The sequence below is a fragment of the Rahnella victoriana genome (assembly GCF_004330295.1).
GTDB lineage: Bacteria > Pseudomonadota > Gammaproteobacteria > Enterobacterales > Enterobacteriaceae > Rahnella > Rahnella victoriana.
The window spans coordinates 91,491-110,576 of the sequence record NZ_SJOJ01000011.1 but is presented as its reverse complement, the minus strand read 5'-3'; the positions used below and the strand labels follow the sequence as shown (position 1 = coordinate 110,576).

The 19,086-nt window shown below is 53.7% G+C and carries 18 protein-coding genes; 12 read left to right on the top strand and 6 right to left on the bottom strand.

Annotated features, from left to right (window positions below; translation table 11 throughout):
• The first annotated feature begins 84 nt into the window (after positions 1-84).
• Positions 85-1,509 (top strand): proline-specific permease ProY, encoded by a 1,425-nt coding sequence (proY, locus tag EYY67_RS11305; protein ID WP_205948387.1) that lies wholly within the window; start codon positions 85-87, stop codon positions 1,507-1,509.
• A gap of 139 nt (positions 1,510-1,648) precedes the next feature.
• On the opposite strand, the gene ggt is transcribed toward proY, so the two are convergent.
• The 3 genes from ggt to EYY67_RS11290 form a co-directional block, all read right to left on the bottom strand.
• Positions 1,649-3,400, bottom strand: a complete 1,752-nt coding sequence (gene ggt, locus EYY67_RS11300; protein WP_095924926.1) for a gamma-glutamyltransferase — start codon at positions 3,398-3,400, stop codon at positions 1,649-1,651.
• A gap of 255 nt (positions 3,401-3,655) precedes the next feature.
• Positions 3,656-4,258, bottom strand: coding sequence for a peroxiredoxin C (locus EYY67_RS11295; RefSeq protein ID WP_095924927.1), 603 nt, complete (start codon positions 4,256-4,258; stop codon positions 3,656-3,658).
• 224 nt (positions 4,259-4,482) lie between these two features.
• Entirely contained in the window at positions 4,483-5,064 is a 582-nt protein-coding gene (locus EYY67_RS11290; RefSeq protein WP_095924928.1) for an ACP phosphodiesterase, read from the bottom strand.
• 134 nt (positions 5,065-5,198) lie between these two features.
• Between EYY67_RS11290 and queA the strand changes: the two genes are divergently transcribed.
• From queA to secF, 5 genes are all read left to right on the top strand, one after another.
• Entirely contained in the window at positions 5,199-6,269 is a 1,071-nt protein-coding gene (queA, locus tag EYY67_RS11285; protein WP_095924929.1) for a tRNA preQ1(34) S-adenosylmethionine ribosyltransferase-isomerase QueA, read from the top strand.
• Positions 6,270-6,381: 112 nt separating this feature from the next.
• Positions 6,382-7,506, top strand: a complete 1,125-nt coding sequence (gene tgt, locus EYY67_RS11280; protein ID WP_095924930.1) for a tRNA guanosine(34) transglycosylase Tgt — start codon at positions 6,382-6,384, stop codon at positions 7,504-7,506.
• Between the two features lie 162 nt (positions 7,507-7,668).
• Positions 7,669-8,001 (top strand): preprotein translocase subunit YajC, encoded by a 333-nt coding sequence (yajC, locus tag EYY67_RS11275; protein WP_095924931.1) that lies wholly within the window; start codon positions 7,669-7,671, stop codon positions 7,999-8,001.
• Between the two features lie 27 nt (positions 8,002-8,028).
• On the top strand, positions 8,029-9,876 hold the full coding sequence (secD, locus tag EYY67_RS11270; RefSeq protein ID WP_119826807.1) for a protein translocase subunit SecD: 1,848 nt from the start codon (positions 8,029-8,031) through the stop codon (positions 9,874-9,876).
• A 10-nt stretch (positions 9,877-9,886) separates the two neighbouring features.
• Positions 9,887-10,858, top strand: coding sequence for a protein translocase subunit SecF (gene secF / locus EYY67_RS11265; RefSeq protein ID WP_095924933.1), 972 nt, complete (start codon positions 9,887-9,889; stop codon positions 10,856-10,858).
• A 68-nt stretch (positions 10,859-10,926) separates the two neighbouring features.
• Here the strand turns inward: secF and EYY67_RS11260 are convergent, their stop codons facing one another.
• The gene (locus EYY67_RS11260; protein ID WP_131693515.1) at positions 10,927-11,490 is read right to left on the bottom strand and encodes a DUF3251 domain-containing protein; all 564 of its coding nucleotides are present in this window, start codon (positions 11,488-11,490) and stop codon (positions 10,927-10,929) included.
• A 160-nt stretch (positions 11,491-11,650) separates the two neighbouring features.
• Between EYY67_RS11260 and nrdR the strand changes: the two genes are divergently transcribed.
• From nrdR to pgpA, 6 genes are all read left to right on the top strand, one after another.
• The gene (gene nrdR, locus EYY67_RS11255) at positions 11,651-12,100 is read left to right on the top strand and encodes a transcriptional regulator NrdR (RefSeq protein WP_015698341.1); all 450 of its coding nucleotides are present in this window, start codon (positions 11,651-11,653) and stop codon (positions 12,098-12,100) included.
• A 48-nt stretch (positions 12,101-12,148) separates the two neighbouring features.
• Positions 12,149-13,258 (top strand): bifunctional diaminohydroxyphosphoribosylaminopyrimidine deaminase/5-amino-6-(5-phosphoribosylamino)uracil reductase RibD, encoded by a 1,110-nt coding sequence (gene ribD, locus EYY67_RS11250; protein WP_162928695.1) that lies wholly within the window; start codon positions 12,149-12,151, stop codon positions 13,256-13,258.
• A gap of 123 nt (positions 13,259-13,381) precedes the next feature.
• Positions 13,382-13,852, top strand: coding sequence for a 6,7-dimethyl-8-ribityllumazine synthase (gene ribH, locus EYY67_RS11245; protein WP_095924936.1), 471 nt, complete (start codon positions 13,382-13,384; stop codon positions 13,850-13,852).
• A gap of 20 nt (positions 13,853-13,872) precedes the next feature.
• Entirely contained in the window at positions 13,873-14,286 is a 414-nt protein-coding gene (nusB, locus tag EYY67_RS11240; RefSeq protein WP_013576663.1) for a transcription antitermination factor NusB, read from the top strand.
• A gap of 164 nt (positions 14,287-14,450) precedes the next feature.
• A complete protein-coding gene (gene thiL / locus EYY67_RS11235; RefSeq protein WP_131693514.1) occupies positions 14,451-15,437 on the top strand; it encodes a thiamine-phosphate kinase in 987 nt (328 codons plus the stop codon).
• A gap of 62 nt (positions 15,438-15,499) precedes the next feature.
• Positions 15,500-15,994 carry a phosphatidylglycerophosphatase A gene (pgpA, locus tag EYY67_RS11230; RefSeq protein ID WP_095925292.1) on the top strand — a complete coding sequence of 165 codons (495 nt, stop codon included), beginning with the start codon at positions 15,500-15,502 and terminating at the stop codon, positions 15,992-15,994.
• 69 nt (positions 15,995-16,063) lie between these two features.
• Here the strand turns inward: pgpA and EYY67_RS11225 are convergent, their stop codons facing one another.
• The gene (locus EYY67_RS11225) at positions 16,064-17,038 is read right to left on the bottom strand and encodes an aldo/keto reductase (RefSeq protein ID WP_095924938.1); all 975 of its coding nucleotides are present in this window, start codon (positions 17,036-17,038) and stop codon (positions 16,064-16,066) included.
• A 183-nt stretch (positions 17,039-17,221) separates the two neighbouring features.
• Positions 17,222-19,084: a 1-deoxy-D-xylulose-5-phosphate synthase gene (gene dxs, locus EYY67_RS11220; RefSeq protein ID WP_095924939.1), complete on the bottom strand. Its 1,863-nt coding sequence runs from the start codon at positions 19,082-19,084 to the stop codon at positions 17,222-17,224.
• Positions 19,085-19,086: the final 2 nt, after the last annotated feature.

Below are 19,086 nucleotides of genomic sequence, written 5' to 3'. Positions count from 1 at the left end.
CCGTGGCTTTTTCATTGGCAGGCTAAAAGTCATTTTTTAGAATACGATTTTTGAAAGTTAAAAAAACAATACGGGTCAATGCACATGCAGCAAGAAGCTGAACAACCAACCGCGCAGAATCAAGCGCCGGGCACGAAGTTAAAACGTGGCCTGACAACGCGCCATATCCGCTTTATGGCACTGGGATCAGCCATCGGAACCGGTCTGTTTTATGGCTCGGCAGATGCCATCAAAATGGCCGGGCCGAGCGTATTGCTGGCGTATCTGGTCGGCGGGATCATCGCGTTTATCATCATGCGCGCGCTCGGTGAGATGTCTGTTAACAACCCGCAAAGTGGTTCGTTTTCACGTTACGCGCAGGATTATCTCGGGCCGATGGCGGGTTACATCACCGGCTGGACCTACTGTTTCGAAATCCTGATTGTCGCCATCGCGGATGTGACGGCATTCGGCATTTATATGGGCGTCTGGTTCCCGGATGTACCGCAATGGACCTGGGTGCTCAGCGTGGTGCTGATCATCGGCGCGATCAATCTGGTCAGCGTGAAAGTGTTCGGTGAGCTGGAGTTCTGGTTCTCCTTCTTCAAAGTCCTGACCATCATCATCATGATCGTGGCGGGCTTCGGCATTATCTTCTGGGGCATCGGCAATGGCGGTCAGGCGACCGGTATCCACAATCTGTGGAGCAACGGCGGCTTCTTCAGTCAGGGTATTATGGGGACGATTCTGTCGCTCCAGCTGGTGATGTTTGCTTACGGCGGCATTGAGATTATCGGCATCACTGCCGGTGAAGCTGAAGATCCGAAGAAATCCATTCCGAAAGCGATCAACTCCGTACCGCTGCGTATTCTGGTGTTTTACGTGGGTACGCTGTTTGTGATCATGTCTATTTTTCCCTGGAATCAGGTGGGTACGCAGGGCAGTCCGTTTGTACTGACCTTCCAGCATATGGGCATTACGGCGGCGGCGACCATTCTGAACTTTGTGGTGATCACCGCGTCGCTTTCGGCCATTAACAGTGATGTATTCGGCGTGGGCCGTATGCTGCACGGTATGGCAGAGCAGGGACAGGCACCGAAAATGTTCAGTAAGGTATCGCGTCTGGGGACGCCGTGGGTCACCGTGCTGGTGATGATGGCGGCGCTGCTGGTGGCGGTTTACCTGAACTACATCATGCCGTCTAACGTGTTCCTGGTGATCGCGTCTCTGGCGACGTTCGCAACTGTCTGGGTGTGGATTATGATCCTGTTCTCCCAGATTGGTTTCCGTCGCAAGCTGAGCAAACAGCAGGTGAAAGAACTTGAGTTCCCGCTGCGTGGCGGTGTTTACACCTCCGTGTTCGGTATCATTTTCCTGGTGTTCATTATTGGCCTGATTGGTTACTTCCCGGATACCCGTATTTCGCTGTACGTCGGGATGGTGTGGGTTGTGGCGCTGCTGGTCGGTTATGCCTTTAAACTGCGCAATGACCGCAAAAAACAAGCGCTGGCGCTGAACAACAAAGCGTAAGCAAGCACTTACCTTCCGGTAAAGAAAAGCCCCCGGGATCTGATGATCCCGGGGGCTTTTTGCTGTTTATACATTTTATTAACCCACTCGTTCGGGCTATATCAAGGCGGCAACGCAGAGACAGCCCGAAGGATGGCGGTTAATAACCGATGGCGGCACCAGCGGGGCGTCGCACATCATTCGCGCCATACAGATAACCTTCGCGAACCTTGCCGGACACCGCAGAGTCATTGCCTGAGTTCGCTGATGTCACGCCAGCAGCCCCCGGTAATCCCACCATAATCAGCTCTGTCGCGCCCCACGGCGTCTGTTCAACCATTTTGTAACCCATCTTCTGCAGGATGTTCAGGCTGTCCTGAGAAACGCCGCGCTGCTCGTAATACACTTCATCCGGCAGCCACTGATGGTGAATACGCGGCGCATCGACCGCTTCCTGTGGTGCCATGCCGTAATCAATGACATTCAGCGCCGCCTGCAAGGTGATGGTGATAATGCGTGAACCGCCCGGCGAACCCAGCACCATGAAGATCTTACCGTCTTTGGTCACCAGACTCGGGCTCATAGACGATAGTGGGCGCTTACCGGGGGCGATGGCATTTTTGGTTCCCTGCACCAGACCGTAGAGGTTTTTCTCGCCGACTTTGGTGGTGAAATCATCCATTTCGTCATTGAGGAAGAAACCGGTACCCGGCGCAATCACCACCGAACCAAAGCGGCCATTGACCGTATAAGTGGTGGACACGGCGTTGCCCAGGTTATCGACAATAGAATAATGCGTGGTTTCCGGCTTCTCGTGCGGTTCCATACCCGGCTGAACCGCCGTGGACGGCGTGGCTTTATCCGCTTCTATTTTCTTACGGATTTCATCGGCATAGCTTTTACTGACCAGACGGTCGATCGGGTTTTTCACAAATTCCGGATCGCCTAGATAAGTATTGCGGTCCATATAGGCATGACGCATGGCTTCGGTGAGGACGTGAATCGAAGCCGCGGAGTTGAAGCCCATGCTTTTCAGGTCATAGCCTTCCACAATATTGAGAATTTCACACATCGTCACGCCGCCGGAGCTTGGCGGGGGCGCTGAGACGAATTTATACCCGCGATAGCTGCATGAAATCGGTGTGTCTTCGGTGACTTTATAGTTCGCGAAATCCGCTGCCGTCAGGATGCCGCCGCCTTTTTTGGAGGCCGCTTCTACCGCCGCCGGGATGTCGCCTTTGTAGAATGCATCCGGTCCGTGTTGAGAAATGGATTCCAGCGTGTTGGCTAAATCGGTTTGCACCAGTTTGTCGCCAGGTTGCAGCGGACTGCCGTCTTTACGCAGGAAAATACGCGCGGCTTCAGGGTCTTCTTTGAAGCGTTTCACCGTGGTATCGAGAATATCGGTATCGGCGCGGGTCAGTACAAAGCCCTGACGGGCGAGTTTAATCGCCGGTGCCATCACCTGCTGACGCGTCAGTTTGCCGTATTCCTTTTGCACGGTATCCATGCCCAACACGGTACCCGGCACGCCTGCGGCGAGATAGCCGTACAGGCTGGCACCTTTCTTCACGTTGCCGTCGGCATCCAGATACATATTGGCGCTGGCCGCCGCCGGGGCGGTTTCGCGGAAGTTGATGAATGTGTCCTTGCCATCAGCAAGATGCACCGTCATGAAGCCTCCGCCGCCGATATTGCCACAGCATGGGTTGACGACCGCCTGCGCATAGCCAACAGCCACGGCAGCATCGATGGCATTGCCGCCCATTTTCAGAATATCCACGCCGACCTGAGAGGCCAGATATTGCGAGGTGACGACCATGCCGTTTTTGGCTTCAACCGCAGGATTCGACGCGGCGTACAGCGGGAGACTGGTCAGCATGGCCAGCGCGATGAGTGATTTCCGTAACATAGGGGCTCCTGTTTATTACCCTGTCTTATGAGTCATAACCTTCAGGTTATTGTGTGATAACGCTTTTTTGTGATTTCAGTCCGACAATGTTTATGCAATCGGCACGCCAGAATGACGCGGTCAGACCGTTTTCAGCGTAGACGCAAAAGAGGCAATACGAGGAGCGGGAAGGGGAAAATGTGATCGTGCCGGATGGCAGGCAAAAAAAACGGCCAGCGAGGCTGACCGTTATTGACCTTTACATCCGTGAAGGGATTACAGGTTTGATGCGTTTTCTGTCAGGTATTTAGCCACGCCGTCCGGAGATGCGCCCATACCTTTTTTGCCTTTTTCCCACTGAGCCGGGCACACTTCGCCGTGCTCTTCGTGGAATTGCAGTGCGTCAACCATACGCAGCATTTCGTCGATGTTACGACCCAGTGGCAGATCGTTCACTACCTGGTGACGAACAACGCCTTCTTTGTCGATCAGGAAAGAGCCGCGCAGTGCAACGCCAGCGTCCGGATGTTCGATACCGTAGGCTTTCTGGATTTCGCGTTTGATGTCAGCAACCATCGCGTATTTAACAGGACCGATACCGCCTTTCTCAACAGGGGTGTTACGCCATGCATTGTGAACGAACTCGGAGTCGAAGGACACACCGACAACTTCTACGCCACGTTTCTGGAATTCTTCGTAACGGTGATCGAAAGCGATCAGCTCAGAAGGACATACGAAAGTGAAGTCCATTGGCCAGAAGAAGATAACAGTAGGTTTGCCTGCAGTGTGTTTTTTGAAGTTGAAGTTTTCAACTACTTCGCCGCTACCGAGAACTGCTGCTGCGGTGAAGTCAGGGGCTGGACGAGTTACCAGAACCATAATATTACTCCTTATGAAACCCTTACGGGCGTCGTAGGTGAGAAGGAAGGGTGAACAAAACGACTGCCAGTATAGGGGCAACCCTCGGGTGAATAAACCCCATCGCACCAATCAATCAGATAGCATCCGGCTATCAGTCTTTGAAGTAAGTCTCATACTTCTTTAACAACAACCTTTTGTTTTGCAGGGAAATGTGGCGTATTTCACAAAATCCGCCGGATGTTTCAGAGCTGGCGGTCTTTGGCCTGCTGCATCATGACCGGATAAAACTGCCAGAACAGTTGCTCCAGGGCGTCGTAATTGAGTTCGATATCATGAAATGAGCCGGTCAGCGCGCTCAGCTTTGGTCGCCGGTTAGCCATACCGCGTAACACATTGCCGATAAAAGGCAGCGCGGCATACCGTTCCATCCAGCGTTCCGGCCATAAATACGCATTCAGATTTTGGAAACGTTCCGGCATGTCAGGCAACTGCGGTTCGATTTCCTGCTGGCAGGCCTCAAGAAAATCTTCCAGCGATTGCTGAGGATGAAGGGTAGACCAGTGACGTGAGAGAAAGTGATCCCAGACGACATCAAGGGTGATCGGCGCGACGCGGCGAAAATCCTCACGAAAATAGCTGCGGGCAATTTTCACTTCCGGCAGCGCATCGGTCATGGTATCTACGCGACGGTGCATGCGGATGCCGCTGACGATTTCAGCAGAAAACTGACCGTCAGGATTGCCGCGAACGAAGTCTGCCAGCAGGTTGCCGGTAAGGGAGCTTCCGGCTAAAGAAGCCAGATGGAGATGGGCTAAAAAATTCATTCGCGAAGTATAACGCAGGAAAGTTGATCTCTGACAGGGCAGCGGATGCCTTTATTGACGCAGATGCTTGCAGGGGATGCCCCGTCCCACTAGACTAAGCCGCCTGTTTTTGTCGTTAAGTGAAGTGAAAAGCCATGCGTGTTGCCGATTTTTCTTTTGAACTCCCTGAATCCCTGATTGCCCGCTATCCGCAGACCCAGCGCAGCGGCTGTCGTTTGTTGTCTCTGGACGGGCCGGGCGGTGAGTTAACGCACGGCGTGTTCACCGACATTCTCGATAAAATTCATCCCGGCGATTTGCTGGTATTCAACAATACCCGCGTGATCCCGGCCCGCGTGTTTGGCCGTAAGGTCAGCGGCGGTAAAATTGAAGTGCTGGTTGAGCGTGTGCTTGATTCGCACCGCGTACTGGCGCATGTGCGTGCGTCCAAATCGCCAAAACCGGGTGCTGAACTGCTGCTCGGTGATAAAGAAGACATTAAAGCCACGATGGTGGCGCGCCACGATACGTTGTTCGAGCTGGAATTTAATGAAGACCGTGATGTCTTTACTCTGCTCAACGAAATCGGCCACATGCCGCTGCCGCCGTATATTGATCGTCCCGATGAAGATGCTGACCGTGAACTGTATCAGACCGTGTACAGCGAACGTCCGGGTGCGGTAGCCGCGCCCACCGCTGGCCTGCATTTCGATGAGCCGCTGATGGATGCGCTGAAAGCGAAAGGTGTGGAATTTGCTTTCGTCACGCTGCACGTGGGCGCCGGGACGTTCCAGCCGGTTCGTGTGGACACCATCGAAGACCACATCATGCACGCTGAGTATGCCGAAGTGCCTCAGGACGTGGTGGATGCCGTCCTGGCCTGTAAAGCACGCGGGAATAAAGTCGTCGCCGTAGGCACCACGTCTGTGCGTTCGCTGGAAAGCGCGGCCAAGGCCAGTGAAGATGCGCTGATTGCGCCGTTCTTTGGCGATACCAAGATTTTCATTTATCCGGGCTATCACTATCAGGTGATTGATTCCCTGATCACCAATTTCCACCTGCCTGAATCAACGCTGATCATGCTGGTGTCGGCGTTTGCCGGCTATAAAAATACGATGAATGCCTATCATCAGGCCGTCGCAGAGCAGTACCGTTTCTTCAGTTATGGCGATGCGATGTTCATCAACCGTAACCCGCTGGCGCCGCAGGAAGTGGTCGGCCAGTAACGATTTTTGTAACTACCGGCCCGGTCGCACTCGGTGCATCCGGGCTTTCTTTTCCGGGCGTCATGCCACGGACTTAACCTCATCAGACTGTTTCTCTGATGCTGGAGGCAATGTGAAGTACGAATTAAGCACTACCGATGGCCGCGCACGCCGCGGGCGTCTGGTCTTTGAACGTGGCGTGGTCGAGACGCCGGCATTTATGCCGGTGGGCACTTACGGCACCGTAAAAGGCATGACCCCGGAAGAAGTGAAAGAGACCGGCGCACAGATTTTACTGGGCAACACTTTCCACCTGTGGCTGCGCCCGGGTCAGGAGATCATGAAACTGCATGGCGACCTGCACGATTTCATGAACTGGCACGGTCCGATCCTCACCGATTCCGGCGGCTTCCAGGTGTTCAGCCTGGGTGCGATGCGTAAAATCAAAGAAGAGGGTGTGCATTTCCGCAACCCGATCAACGGTGATCCGGTCTTCCTGAGCCCGGAAAAATCCATGGAGATCCAAAACGATCTCGGCTCCGACATCGTGATGATCTTCGACGAATGTACGCCATATCCTGCTGACTGGGATTACGCAAAACGCTCGATGGAGATGTCTTTGCGCTGGGCAAAACGCAGCCGCGATCGCTTCAACGAATTGAATAATAAGAATGCTTTGTTCGGGATTATTCAGGGAAGCGTTTACGAAGATTTACGAGATGTATCATTAAAAGGGCTGGTAGATATCGGCTTTGATGGTTACGCTGTGGGCGGCCTGGCAGTCGGCGAGCCGAAGGAAGACATGCACCGTATTCTGGAGCACGTTTGCCCGCAAATTCCGGAAGACAAACCTCGTTATCTGATGGGTGTCGGTAAACCGGAAGATCTGGTGGAAGGCGTACGTCGCGGCATCGACATGTTCGACTGCGTGATGCCAACGCGCAATGCGCGCAATGGTCATCTTTTCGTGACTGACGGTATCGTGAAAATCCGAAATGCGAAGCATAAAGATGACACGTCAACGCTCGACGAGCACTGTGATTGCTACACATGTCGCAATTATAGCCGTGCCTACTTGCATCATCTCGACCGTTGCAACGAAATTCTGGGTGCGCGGCTGAATACGATCCACAATCTGCGCTATTACCAGCGTCTGATGGCCGGTTTACGTCAGGCTATCGAAGAGGGTAAATTAGACGCGTTTGTGACAGACTTCTACGAGCGTAAAGGCAAACCGGTTCCGCCTTTAAACTTCTGATTTCTTTCTCGCGTCGGCATCTTCGAAAGGGGGTGCCGATTTTATAATTTCTTGGGCCGGCATTATGGGGTATTGTGCGAGACGTTTCATCGCCAGACTCCGGGTCGGATCCCGGGTTAGTTTTACATCAATTTGCTTCACAACAACAATGAGGGAAGTTAAATGAGTCTTTTCATTTCCGATGCAGTCGCAGCGACCGGCGCACCGTCACAGGGAAGTCCTTACTCTCTGGTCATCATGCTGGTGGTCTTTGGTCTGATTTTCTATTTCATGATCTTGCGCCCGCAGCAGAAACGTACGAAAGAACACAAAAAACTGATGGACTCTATCGGTAAAGGTGATGAAGTTATGACCAGCGGTGGCCTGATCGGTCGCGTAACCAAAGTATCCGAAACCGGCTACGTGGTTATCGCACTGAACGACACTAACGAAGTGATGATTAAACGTGACTTCGTGGCAGCTGTTCTGCCAAAAGGCACGATTAAGTCTATCTAATTTTCGATTTTCCCGAAGGGAACTGCCGTGTTAAACCGTTATCCTGCGTGGAAGTATCTGATGTTGATCGTCGTGATCATCGTCGGGCTGCTTTATGCACTTCCCAACCTTTATGGTGAGGATCCGGCTGTTCAAATCACTGGTGCTCGGGGTTCCGACGCCAGTGAAGCAACGCTGGACCAAGTCCGTAATGTATTAGATCAAAGCAAAATCCAGATCAAATCAGTTGCTCTGGAGAATGGCGCTATTCTTGCCCGTTTCAAAGACACGGATGTACAACTTCGTGCACGTGAAGCGCTGACTGAAGCGCTGGGCGATAAGTTTGTTATTGCACTGAACCTTGCACCGGCAACGCCGCGCTGGTTGAGTATGCTGGGCGCTGAGCCGATGAAGCTGGGCCTCGATTTACGTGGTGGTGTGCACTTCCTGATGGAAGTGGATATGGATACCGCGTTAACCAAGCTGCAAGAACAAACGATGGACAATATGCGCAGTGATCTGCGCGACAAGAATATTCCTTATGCCACGGTGCGTAAGCTCGACAACTATGGCGTTGAAGTGCGTTTCCGCGATGCTGCTACCCGTGATTCTGCGGTCAGCTACCTGAGCCCACGTCACCGCGATTTAGTGATCACCAACAGCGGCGACAATGCCGTCAAAGTGGTGATGACTGATGCTCGCCTGAGTGAAGCTCGCGAGTATGCCGTTCAGCAAAACATCACCATCCTGCGTAACCGTGTTAACCAACTGGGTGTCGCCGAGCCGCTGGTACAGCGTCAGGGTGCTGACCGTATCGTGGTTGAGCTGCCGGGTATTCAGGATACTGCGCGTGCCAAAGAAATCTTAGGCGCGACTGCGACACTGGAATTCCGTCTGGTTAACACCAATGTGGACGCTTCAACTGCCGCGACCGGTCGTGTACCGGGTGACAGTGAAGTGAAAAACATGCGTGATGGCCGTCCGGTTGTGCTGTACAAGCGCGTGATCCTGACCGGTGACCACATCACTGATTCCACATCCAGTATGGATGAATACAATCAGCCGCAGGTTAACATCTCTCTCGACAGCGCTGGCGGTAACGCCATGTCTAACTTCACCAAGGACAACATCGGCAAACCGATGGCGACCCTGTTCGTGGAGTACAAAGACAGCGGTAAGAAAGATGCCAATGGCCGTTCGATTCTGGCGAAACAGGAAGAAGTCATCAACGTGGCGACTATTCAGTCACGTCTGGGTAACAGCTTCCGTATCACCGGGGTGAACGATCCGAATGAAGCCCGTCAGCTCTCTCTGCTGCTGCGTGCCGGGGCGTTGATCGCGCCAATTCAGATTGTTGAAGAACGCACCATCGGCCCGACCTTAGGGATGGAAAATATCAAGCAAGGTCTGGAAGCCTGTCTGGCAGGACTTGTGGTCTCAATTATCTTCATGCTGTTCTTCTATAAGAAGTTTGGCCTGATTGCGACCTCTGCGCTGATTGCTAACCTGGTGCTTATTGTTGGGATCATGTCTCTGATACCAGGGGCAACACTCACCATGCCGGGTATAGCGGGTATCGTATTAACCCTTGCCGTAGCGGTTGATGCCAACGTACTGATTAACGAACGTATTAAAGAAGAACTTAGTAACGGACGTACAGTACAGCAGGCTATTGATGAAGGTTACAAAGGCGCGTTCAGCTCCATTTTTGATGCCAACGTCACGACGCTAATCAAGGTCATCATCCTGTATGCCGTCGGCACCGGGGCAATTAAAGGCTTTGCGATTACAACCGGTATTGGTGTAGCGACGTCCATGTTTACCGCAATCGTCGGTACCCGTGCCCTCGTAAATCTGTTGTACGGCGGCAAGCGCATCAAAAAGCTGTCTATCTGAGGAGTGCGTTGTGGCACAGGAATATACTGTTGAACAATTAAACCACGGCCGTAGAGTCTATGACTTTATGCGCTGGGATTACTGGGCTTTCGGTATCTCTGGTTTCCTGTTGATCCTTTCTATCGCCATTATCGGTGTAAAAGGTTTCAACTGGGGTCTGGATTTCACCGGTGGTACGGTCATTGAAATCTCGCTGGAAAAACCTGCGGATTTGGACGTGATGCGCGCTTCGCTTGAGAAAGCAGGCTTTGCAGAACCGCTGGTACAGAATTTTGGTAGCAGCCGTGACATCATGGTTCGTATGCCACCGACTAAGGGTGAAACAGGCGGCCAGGAACTGGGTGCTAAAGTTCTTAGCGTGATTAACGAAACGACCAGCCAGAATGCTCTGGTAAAACGTATCGAGTTCGTGGGTCCAAGCGTAGGGGCCGATTTGGCGCAAAATGGTGCTATGGCACTGTTAGTGGCATTGATCGCTATCCTGGTTTACGTCGGTTTCCGCTTCGAGTGGCGTCTGGCAGCCGGTGTGGTTATCGCGCTGGCTCACGACGTTGTGATCACCATGGGTGTGCTCTCGTTGTTCCATATCGAGGTTGACCTGACCATCGTCGCATCGTTGATGTCGGTTATCGGTTACTCGCTTAACGACAGCATCGTCGTATCGGACCGTATTCGTGAGAACTTCCGCAAGATCCGTCGCGGGACGCCTTACGAAATCTTTAACGTGTCGTTGACCCAGACGTTGCACAGAACATTAATCACATCCGGTACCACGTTAGTCGTGATCCTGATGCTGTATTTGTTTGGTGGTGCATTGCTGAGTGGTTTCTCACTGACCATGTTGATTGGTGTTTCAATCGGTACGGCTTCATCGATTTATGTGGCGTCCGCGCTGGCTCTGAAACTAGGCATGAAGCGTGAACACATGTTGCAGCAAAAAGTGGAAAAAGAAGGCGCCGATCAGCCTTCAATTCTTCCTTAAGCTACCCGTGTGAAAGCCATAAAAAACCCCGCATTGCGGGGTTTTTTTTTATCTGCGGTTCGCTGTGCTTACGGCGCGACGACGGGCTGCGTCTGCGGGATCGCCACGATATTATGCAGATGAACGAACCCCAGCGTATCCACCGTCACCTGATTAAACTTCACGTCGACGGTTTTCAGCGGCCCCGGCAGCAGATCGGGTTCCACGGTAATGGTCTGGGTTTGCATGTCGACGGTCAGCGGTTTGCCGGTCACCGGATCCAGCTGTCCCCAGCTGACTGACGCGGTAAACGGCGGCAATGGCTGACCGGCGTTGTTTTTGATTTCCAGTACCGCCTGGACACCGCTGGCATCCGGCGCGACGCGGGTCAGCTGAACACTGAGTTCGCCGATGTCACTTTTCAGCAGCGCGGCACTTTTGGCCGCCGGTAACAAATAGACACCATTATTTGACTGGCGGTTGAGGGTGGTTTGTTGCTCCAGCGCGGTGGCTAAATCAGTCAGGCGTTGCAGCTTTTGATTCAGCTGGCCGACTTCCGTTTTCAGCTCGGGCATTGGTGAGTTTTGCGTCGCACAGCCCGTCAGGCTGACAAACGCAGCGCAGGCCAGTAACAGGCGCGGGTGTTTAGTCATATCAGAGACTTCCTTTCATCTGCCCGTTGAAACATTCCGTCCGGGCACCCATATCGATAGCTAAGTTTAACCCGATGTCGATGAAAGTAGCGACAGCCTTTGTTGTCGGCACACTTCGGGTTAAACTAATGTCCAATTGAGTTCGCGATCAGGAAGTGCTATGCATTGCCCATTTTGTGCCGCTGTTGATACTAAAGTCATCGATTCCCGCCTGGTAGGCGACGGATCGCAGGTTCGCCGTCGCCGTCAGTGCCTGGTGTGCCATGAACGTTTCACCACCTTTGAAGTGGCGGAACTGGTGATGCCGCGCGTCATTAAAAGCAATGAAGTCCGTGAACCCTTCAACGAAGACAAACTACGCGGCGGATTCCTGAAAGCACTGGAAAAACGCCCCGTCAGTTCTGATGACGTGGAGACCGCCATCAGCCACATTAAGTCACAATTACGCGCGACTGGTGAACGTGAGATCCCTGCCAAAATGATTGGCAATCTGGTGATGGATGCCCTGAAGGGGCTGGATAAAGTCGCCTATATCCGTTTCGCGTCGGTGTATCGCAGCTTCGAAGATATCCGTGAATTTGGTGAAGAGATCGCCCGCCTTCAGGACTGAGGAAAGTTGATGTTGCCCGAACAGCCTGCTGAACCACAATCTGCTGAATTGCATTCCGATGAACGCTATATGGCGCGCGCTTTCGAACTGGCGCGTCGCGGGCGTTTTACCACCACCCCGAATCCGAATGTTGGTTGTGTCATTGTATTGAATGGCGAAATTGTCGGTGAAGGCTATCATTTGCGTGCCGGTGAACCGCATGCCGAAGTCCACGCCTTGCGCATGGCCGGTGAGAAAGCGAAAGGGGCGACAGCGTATGTGACGCTGGAGCCTTGCAGCCATCACGGGCGCACGCCGCCCTGTGCCGATGCGTTGCTGGCAGCGGGTATCACCCGCGTGGTCGCCGCGATGCAGGATCCTAATCCGGAAGTGGCGGGGCGCGGGTTATACCGCCTCAAACAAAACGGCGTGGATGTCAGCCACGGGCTGATGCATCCGCAGGCCGAAGCGGTGAATCTGGGTTTCCTGAAACGCATGCGCACCGGTTTTCCTTACGTGCAGCTTAAAATGGGCGCGTCTCTGGATGGCCGGACGGCGATGGCCTCTGGCGAAAGTCAGTGGATCACCTCGGCGGCGGCCCGTGCGGATGTTCAGCGTTTTCGTGCCGAAAGCTCGGCGATACTCAGCACCAGTGCCACCGTGCTGGCGGATAATCCTTCACTGAATGTGCGCTGGAGCGAACTGGGCAGCGACGTACAGGCAATTTATCCCGAAGATAATCTGCGCCAGCCGCTGCGCATTATTCTCGACAGTCAGAACCGTGTGACGCCACAGCATCAGCTGGTGAATCTGCCCGGTGAGGTGTTGCTGGCACGGCTGGAAACAGATAATCAGATCTGGCCGGAGTCCGTCGAACAATGGCGTGTGGCTGAGCGCGATAACCGTATTGATCTGGTTCTGCTGATGATGCAGCTGGCGAAACGTCAGATAAACGCCATCTGGGTCGAAGCGGGTGCTCAACTGGCGGGTGCCTTATTACAAGCCGGTCTGGTTGATGAATTAATCGTTTATATGGCGCCTAAGTTATTGGGTAATAATGGCCGCGCGCTGTGTGACCTGCCCGGGCTGCAACATCTGGCCGATGCGCCGGAATTCGTTTTCAGCGATATCCGTCAGGTTGGCCCGGATTTACGTTTGCGCCTGAAACCAGTGTACTGAGAATTTTACTCCTCCCTGCGGAATGGCTTTAAAAGCGCATGTCCAGACAGGGTAATTTTATGATAGAATCCGCCCCCCTGCGGCTGGGGTTGAGAAACTCCTGAACCCACTTTAAGGAAAACTATGAACGTTATCGAAGGTGTTGTAGCCACGCCTAACGCGCGCGTAGCGATCGCGATTGCTCGTTTTAACAATTTTATCAACGACAGCCTGCTTTCCGGCGCTGTTGATGCGTTGAAACGTATTGGTCAGGTCAGCGATGACAACATCACCGTAGTCTGGGTCCCTGGCGCATACGAATTGCCTCTGGCAACCCGTGCACTGGCTGAAAGCGGTAAGTTTGACGCGGTGGTTGCACTTGGCACCGTGATCCGCGGGGGCACTGCCCACTTTGAATTTGTAGCGGGCGAATGCAGCTCTGGCCTGTCCAGCGTTGCCATGAACAGCGAAATCCCGGTTGCCTTTGGTGTGCTGACCACAGAAAGCATTGAACAAGCCATCGAACGCGCAGGGACAAAAGCCGGTAACAAAGGTGCAGAAGCTGCACTGACCGCGCTTGAAATGATTAATGTTATCAAGGCTATTAAGGCCTGAATCTAGTTAAGGGGAAATCCGTGAAACCTGCTGCTCGTCGCCGCGCCCGTGAATGTGCCGTTCAGGCGCTTTACTCCTGGCAGTTGTCGAAAAATGACATCGCCGATGTTGAATTAGAATTCCTGACCGAGCAGGATGTCAAAGACGTAGACATTGCCTATTTCCGCGAACTGCTGGCTGGTGTAGCAAACAGTGCTGAGAAACTTGACGCACTGATGGCGCCATACCTGTCCCGCCAGCTGGATGAACTGGGCCAGGTGGAAAGAGCGATTTTGCGTCTGGCTCTGTTTGAGCTGAGCAAACGCCAGGACGTTCCTTACAAAGTGGCGATCAACGAAGCGATCGAGCTGGCGAAAACCTTCGGCGCCGAAGACAGCCACAAGTTCGTCAACGGTGTGCTGGATAAAGCAGGTCCGCATATTCGTAAAAAGTGATCGTCAAAAAGAGTCAGCCCCGGTCACAAATGGCGACAGTCATTTTGGCTGATTTCTGGCTCTGTTGATAATCTGGTGATGTCACCCTGTTTATCCTTTGTGTGACACCCTTCTTAAGGCCGGATTTCCGGCCTTAAGTCATTCTAACGATTTGGAAATGTACTATGGCATGCGGCGAATTTGATGTTATCACTCGCTACTTTAACCGGTTCAGAACCGCCCGACAGGATGTGCATTTGGGCATTGGTGATGATTGTGCCTTACTGACGGTTGGCGAGAAGCAGCTATTAGCAGTCAGCACCGATACTCTTGTTGAAGGCATCCATTTTCTCAAAACGATTTCACCGGCCGATCTGGGCTATAAAGCCCTGGCGGTTAACCTGAGCGATCTGGCCGCCATGGGCGCGGATCCGGCCTGGGTTTCACTGGCACTGACGTTGCCGGAAGTGAACACGGACTGGTTGCAGGCATTCAGCGACAGTCTGTTTGAACAGCTCAATTATTACGGCATGCAGCTGATTGGCGGCGACACCACACGCGGCCCGCTGAGCATGACGTTAACCATTCAGGGTCTGGTGCCCGCGGGTCGTGCGTTAACCCGCTCCGGTGCCGGGATTGGCGACTGGATCTTCGTCACCGGAACGCTCGGTGACAGTGCCGCAGGGCTGGCCATTCTGCTGGAACAGCTGAGCGTGACCGATACCGATACGCGTGAATTCCTGCTCAAACGTCATCTGCGCCCTACGCCGCGTGTTCTGCAGGGGCAGGCGCTGCGCGATTTAGCGACATCCGCTATCGATCTGTCTGACGGGCTGATTTCCGATCTTAAACATATACTGAATGCCAGCGAATGCGGTGCACGGCTCGATCTGGATACTCTCCCGTTATCGGCTGCGTTAACGCAGGTCACCGACCCTGAGCAGGCGCTGAAATGGGCACTGACCGGGGGTGAGGACTATGAACTTTGCTTCACGGTGCCGGAAATTAACCGGGGCGCGGTGGACGCGGCGCTGAGCCATCTGGGCATCGACTTTACCTGTGTCGGTCAGATTGCGCCGCTTTCGGAAGGGATCAAGTTTATGCGTTCAGGCGTACCGGTGGAACTGGAATGGCATGGGTTTGACCACTTTGCCGGAGAGGAACTGTTGTGAATATAGGCCGTAAAAAACGCCCGGCAGGGTACAAAGGAAAAACCGGTGATCCGGTTCAGGACATGGCCGCCGCCAAAAAACGTCTGGATTTACGCAATCCGTGGCATTTACTGGCCACCGGTTTTGGCAGCGGTTTATTCCCTGTCGGCCCCGGTACCGCAGGCTCGGTCGCCGCGATCCCGTTCTGGATTGTCATGACCTACCTGCCGTGGCAGGTCTATTCCATGATCGTCATGTTCAGTATTTGTATCGGGGTATATCTGTGCCGCCAGACAGCACGCGACATGCGGGTGCATGATCACGGCAGTATTGTCTGGGATGAATTTGTCGGTATGTGGATCACCCTGATGGCGATCCCGGTGAACGACTGGCGCTGGGTATTAATCGGTTTTATCGTTTTCCGCGTGCTGGATATCTGGAAACCCTGGCCGATCCGCTGGTTTGACCGCAACGTGCAGGGCGGAATGGGCATCATGATTGATGACGTGGTAGCCGGTGTACTGGGTGCGGCGATTATCTATCTGATCGGGCATCACTGGCCGCTGGGTCTGTTCTGATCCGTGTCAGAAAGTCATCAAAAAGGCGTTGCCGGGTTTCCCTGACAACGCCTTTTTTACGATCTGATATTACTGGAAACCGGTCGCCTGATGCGGCACGTAAGCCATTTCCAGCTCGGCGATCTCCTCAACAGAGAGTTTAACCTCCAGTGCCGCGATAGCATCTTCCAGATGAGCAGGGCGGGAAGCACCAATGATTGGCGCGGTCACCACATGTTTGCTCAGGATCCACGCCAGTGCGATTTGCGCACGCGGTACGCCATGATCTTCCGCGATTTTCCCCACTCGCTCGGCGATTTTCCCGTCGGCCTCATCGGTGGCGTCATACAGTGTTTTGGCGAAATTATCAGAAACCGAACGTGCGGTAGTTTCTCCCCACGGACGGGTCAGTTTACCGCGCGCCAGCGGGCTCCACGGCAACACCGCAATGTTCTTTTCCAGACACAGCGGATACATTTCATTTTCTTCTTCACGCTGGATCAGATTGTATTGATCCTGCATCGACACAAAACTTGCCCAGCCGTTTTGCTCAGAGACATCCAGAGCCTGTTTAAACTGATGGGCGTGCATTGATGAGGCTCCGATAAAGCGCGCTTTACCCGCTTTCACGACGTCATTCAGTGCTTCCAGCGTCTCTTCAATCGGTGTGTCGTAATCCCAGCGATGGATTTGCAGCAGGTCGACATACTCCATGCCGAGACGGCGCAGACTGTCGTCGATGGATTGCATAATCGAGGCGCGGGAAAGTCCCGGTTTTAAGCCGGTAACAGCGTTGTACACTTTGGTCGCCACGACAATGTCATCGCGTTTCGCGAAATCCCGGAGGGCGCGACCGACGATTTCCTCGCTGCTGCCGTCAGAATAGCTGTTGGCCGTATCAAAGAAATTGATCCCGGCATCCAGCGCTTGCTGAATGATCGGGCGGCTGCTCTCTTCCGGCAGAGTCCAGGCGTGCGTGCCGCGATCCGGTTCGCCAAACGTCATACAACCCAGACACAGCTTCGAAACTTTTAATCCGGTTTTTCCCAATGTGGTGTATTGCATAGCATTTCTCCATTGCGGTTTGTGTGGCTATCTGATTGTTTTTAATCGATAACCAAACTAGCAGAACATGATGAAAATGGTTAGCACGCTATAACTGTAGCTTACAGAACGGCAGGAACGTGTGACAGAGAAGGAAATCAGAGAGGAAAATCCCCTCTTTCAGGCAGAAAGAGGGGAGAACAATCAGGCCAGCCAGTCGGTGATCTGGCGGTCAATGCCTTCGGCATCCAGCCCGACATCGTGACGAATTTCTTCCTGTGTGCCTTGCGGAACAAAGCTGTCCGCCAGACCGATATTCAGCACCGGCACCAGAATACGTTTAGACATCAGCAGTTCATTCACGCCGCTGCCTGCACCGCCCATGATGGCGTTTTCTTCCAGTGTCACCAGCACTTCATGACTGGCAGCCAGTTCCTGAATTAACGCTTCATCCAGCGGTTTCACAAAGCGCATATCCACGACGGTGGCATTGCGTTTTTCCGCTGCCGCCAGGGCTTCCGGTAACAATGTCCCGAAGTTAAGAATAGCGACTTTTTCGCCTTCACGGCGCACCACGCCTTTGCCTATAGGCAATGACGCCAGCGGTTCACAACTCGCGCCCGTCCCGTTGCCACGCGGATAACGCACGGCAACCGGCCCGCTGTTGTGGTGATAACCGGTATGCAGCATCTGGCGACATTCATTTTCATCGCTAGGCGTCATGATGGTCATGTTCGGGATACAGCGCAGGAAGGAGAGATCGAACGCGCCCTGATGCGTTTGTCCGTCCGCGCCGACAATGCCACCGCGATCGATCGCAAACAGCACCGGCAGATTCTGGATCGCCACGTCGTGAATAACCTGATCATACGCACGTTGCAGGAACGTCGAGTAGATCGCCACGATCGGCTTGTACCCGCCAATCGCCAGACCGGCGGCAAAGGTCACGGCGTGTTGCTCGGCAATCGCCACATCGAAATATTGCTGCGGGTATTCGCGCGAGAAACGCACCATACCTGAGCCTTCACGCATCGCGGGCGTGACAGCCATCAGCTTGCTGTCTTTCGCGGCGGTTTCGCACAACCAGTCTCCGAAAATCTTCGAATACGTTGGCAGACCTTCTTTGCTTTTCGGCAGGGTACCGGAAGCCGGATCGAATTTCGGCACCGCATGGAAACTGATCGGGTCTTTTTCGGCTGGCTCGTAGCCTTTGCCTTTTCTGGTCATGATATGCAGTAACTGCGGGCCTTTCAGGTCGCGCATGTTTTTCAGTGTCTGCGCCAGCGCCATCACGTCATGACCGTCTACCGGCCCGATATAGTTGAAGCCGAGCTCTTCAAACAGCGTGCCCGGCACCATCATGCCTTTCAGATGTTCTTCGGTGCGGCGTACCAGCTCTTTGATCGGAGGCAGGCCGGACAGGACTTTCTTACCGCCTTCACGCAGGCGTGAATAGAGTTTGCCGGACAACAGTTGGGCCAGATGATTGTTCAGCGCGCCGACGTTTTCTGAAATCGACATCTCGTTGTCGTTGAGGATCACCAGCATGTCAGGTTTGATGTCGCCCGCGTGGTTCATCGCTTCAAACGCCATACCGGCGGTGATCGCGCCGTCACCAATCACACAGACGGTGCGGCGGCCTTTGCCTTCACGTTCAGCCGCCACGGCCATGCCCAGACCGGCACTGATGGACGTCGATGAGTGACCGACGGACAGCGTGTCGTATTCGCTTTCACCACGCCACGGGAACGGGTGCAGGCCGCCTTTCTGGCGGATAGTCGAAATACGATCACGGCGACCGGTGAGAATTTTGTGCGGATAGGCCTGATGGCCGACATCCCAGACAACGTGGTCAAACGGCGTGTTATAGACGTAATGCATCGCCACGGTCAGTTCAACCGTCCCGAGACCGGAAGCAAAGTGTCCGCTGGACTGGCTGACGCTGGCCAATAAATATTGGCGCAGCTCATCGCAGAGCCTCGGCAGGCTCTCTTTAGGGAGCGAACGGAGATCTTCAGGATCCTCCGCCAGCGCCAGTGTCGGGTATTTGGCTAATTCAAGACTCATCA

Excerpts from the sequence above, each read along its gene's own strand:
- proY (WP_205948387.1), top strand. The coding sequence starts at position 85 with ATGCAGCAAGAAGCTGAACAACCAACCGCGCAGAATCAAGCGCCGGGC.
- ribH (WP_095924936.1), top strand. The coding sequence starts at position 13,382 with ATGAACGTTATCGAAGGTGTTGTAGCCACGCCTAACGCGCGCGTAGCG.
- EYY67_RS11225 (WP_095924938.1), bottom strand. The coding sequence starts at position 17,038 with ATGCAATACACCACATTGGGAAAAACCGGATTAAAAGTTTCGAAGCTG.
- EYY67_RS11260 (WP_131693515.1), bottom strand. The coding sequence starts at position 11,490 with ATGACTAAACACCCGCGCCTGTTACTGGCCTGCGCTGCGTTTGTCAGC.
- queA (WP_095924929.1), top strand. The coding sequence starts at position 5,199 with ATGCGTGTTGCCGATTTTTCTTTTGAACTCCCTGAATCCCTGATTGCC.
- pgpA (WP_095925292.1), top strand. The coding sequence starts at position 15,500 with ATGGCCGCCGCCAAAAAACGTCTGGATTTACGCAATCCGTGGCATTTA.
- yajC (WP_095924931.1), top strand. The coding sequence starts at position 7,669 with ATGAGTCTTTTCATTTCCGATGCAGTCGCAGCGACCGGCGCACCGTCA.
- thiL (WP_131693514.1), top strand. The coding sequence starts at position 14,451 with ATGGCATGCGGCGAATTTGATGTTATCACTCGCTACTTTAACCGGTTC.
- dxs (WP_095924939.1), bottom strand. The coding sequence starts at position 19,084 with ATGAGTCTTGAATTAGCCAAATACCCGACACTGGCGCTGGCGGAGGAT.
- nrdR (WP_015698341.1), top strand. The coding sequence starts at position 11,651 with ATGCATTGCCCATTTTGTGCCGCTGTTGATACTAAAGTCATCGATTCC.
- ggt (WP_095924926.1), bottom strand. The coding sequence starts at position 3,400 with ATGTTACGGAAATCACTCATCGCGCTGGCCATGCTGACCAGTCTCCCG.
- EYY67_RS11290 (WP_095924928.1), bottom strand. The coding sequence starts at position 5,064 with ATGAATTTTTTAGCCCATCTCCATCTGGCTTCTTTAGCCGGAAGCTCC.
- EYY67_RS11295 (WP_095924927.1), bottom strand. The coding sequence starts at position 4,258 with ATGGTTCTGGTAACTCGTCCAGCCCCTGACTTCACCGCAGCAGCAGTT.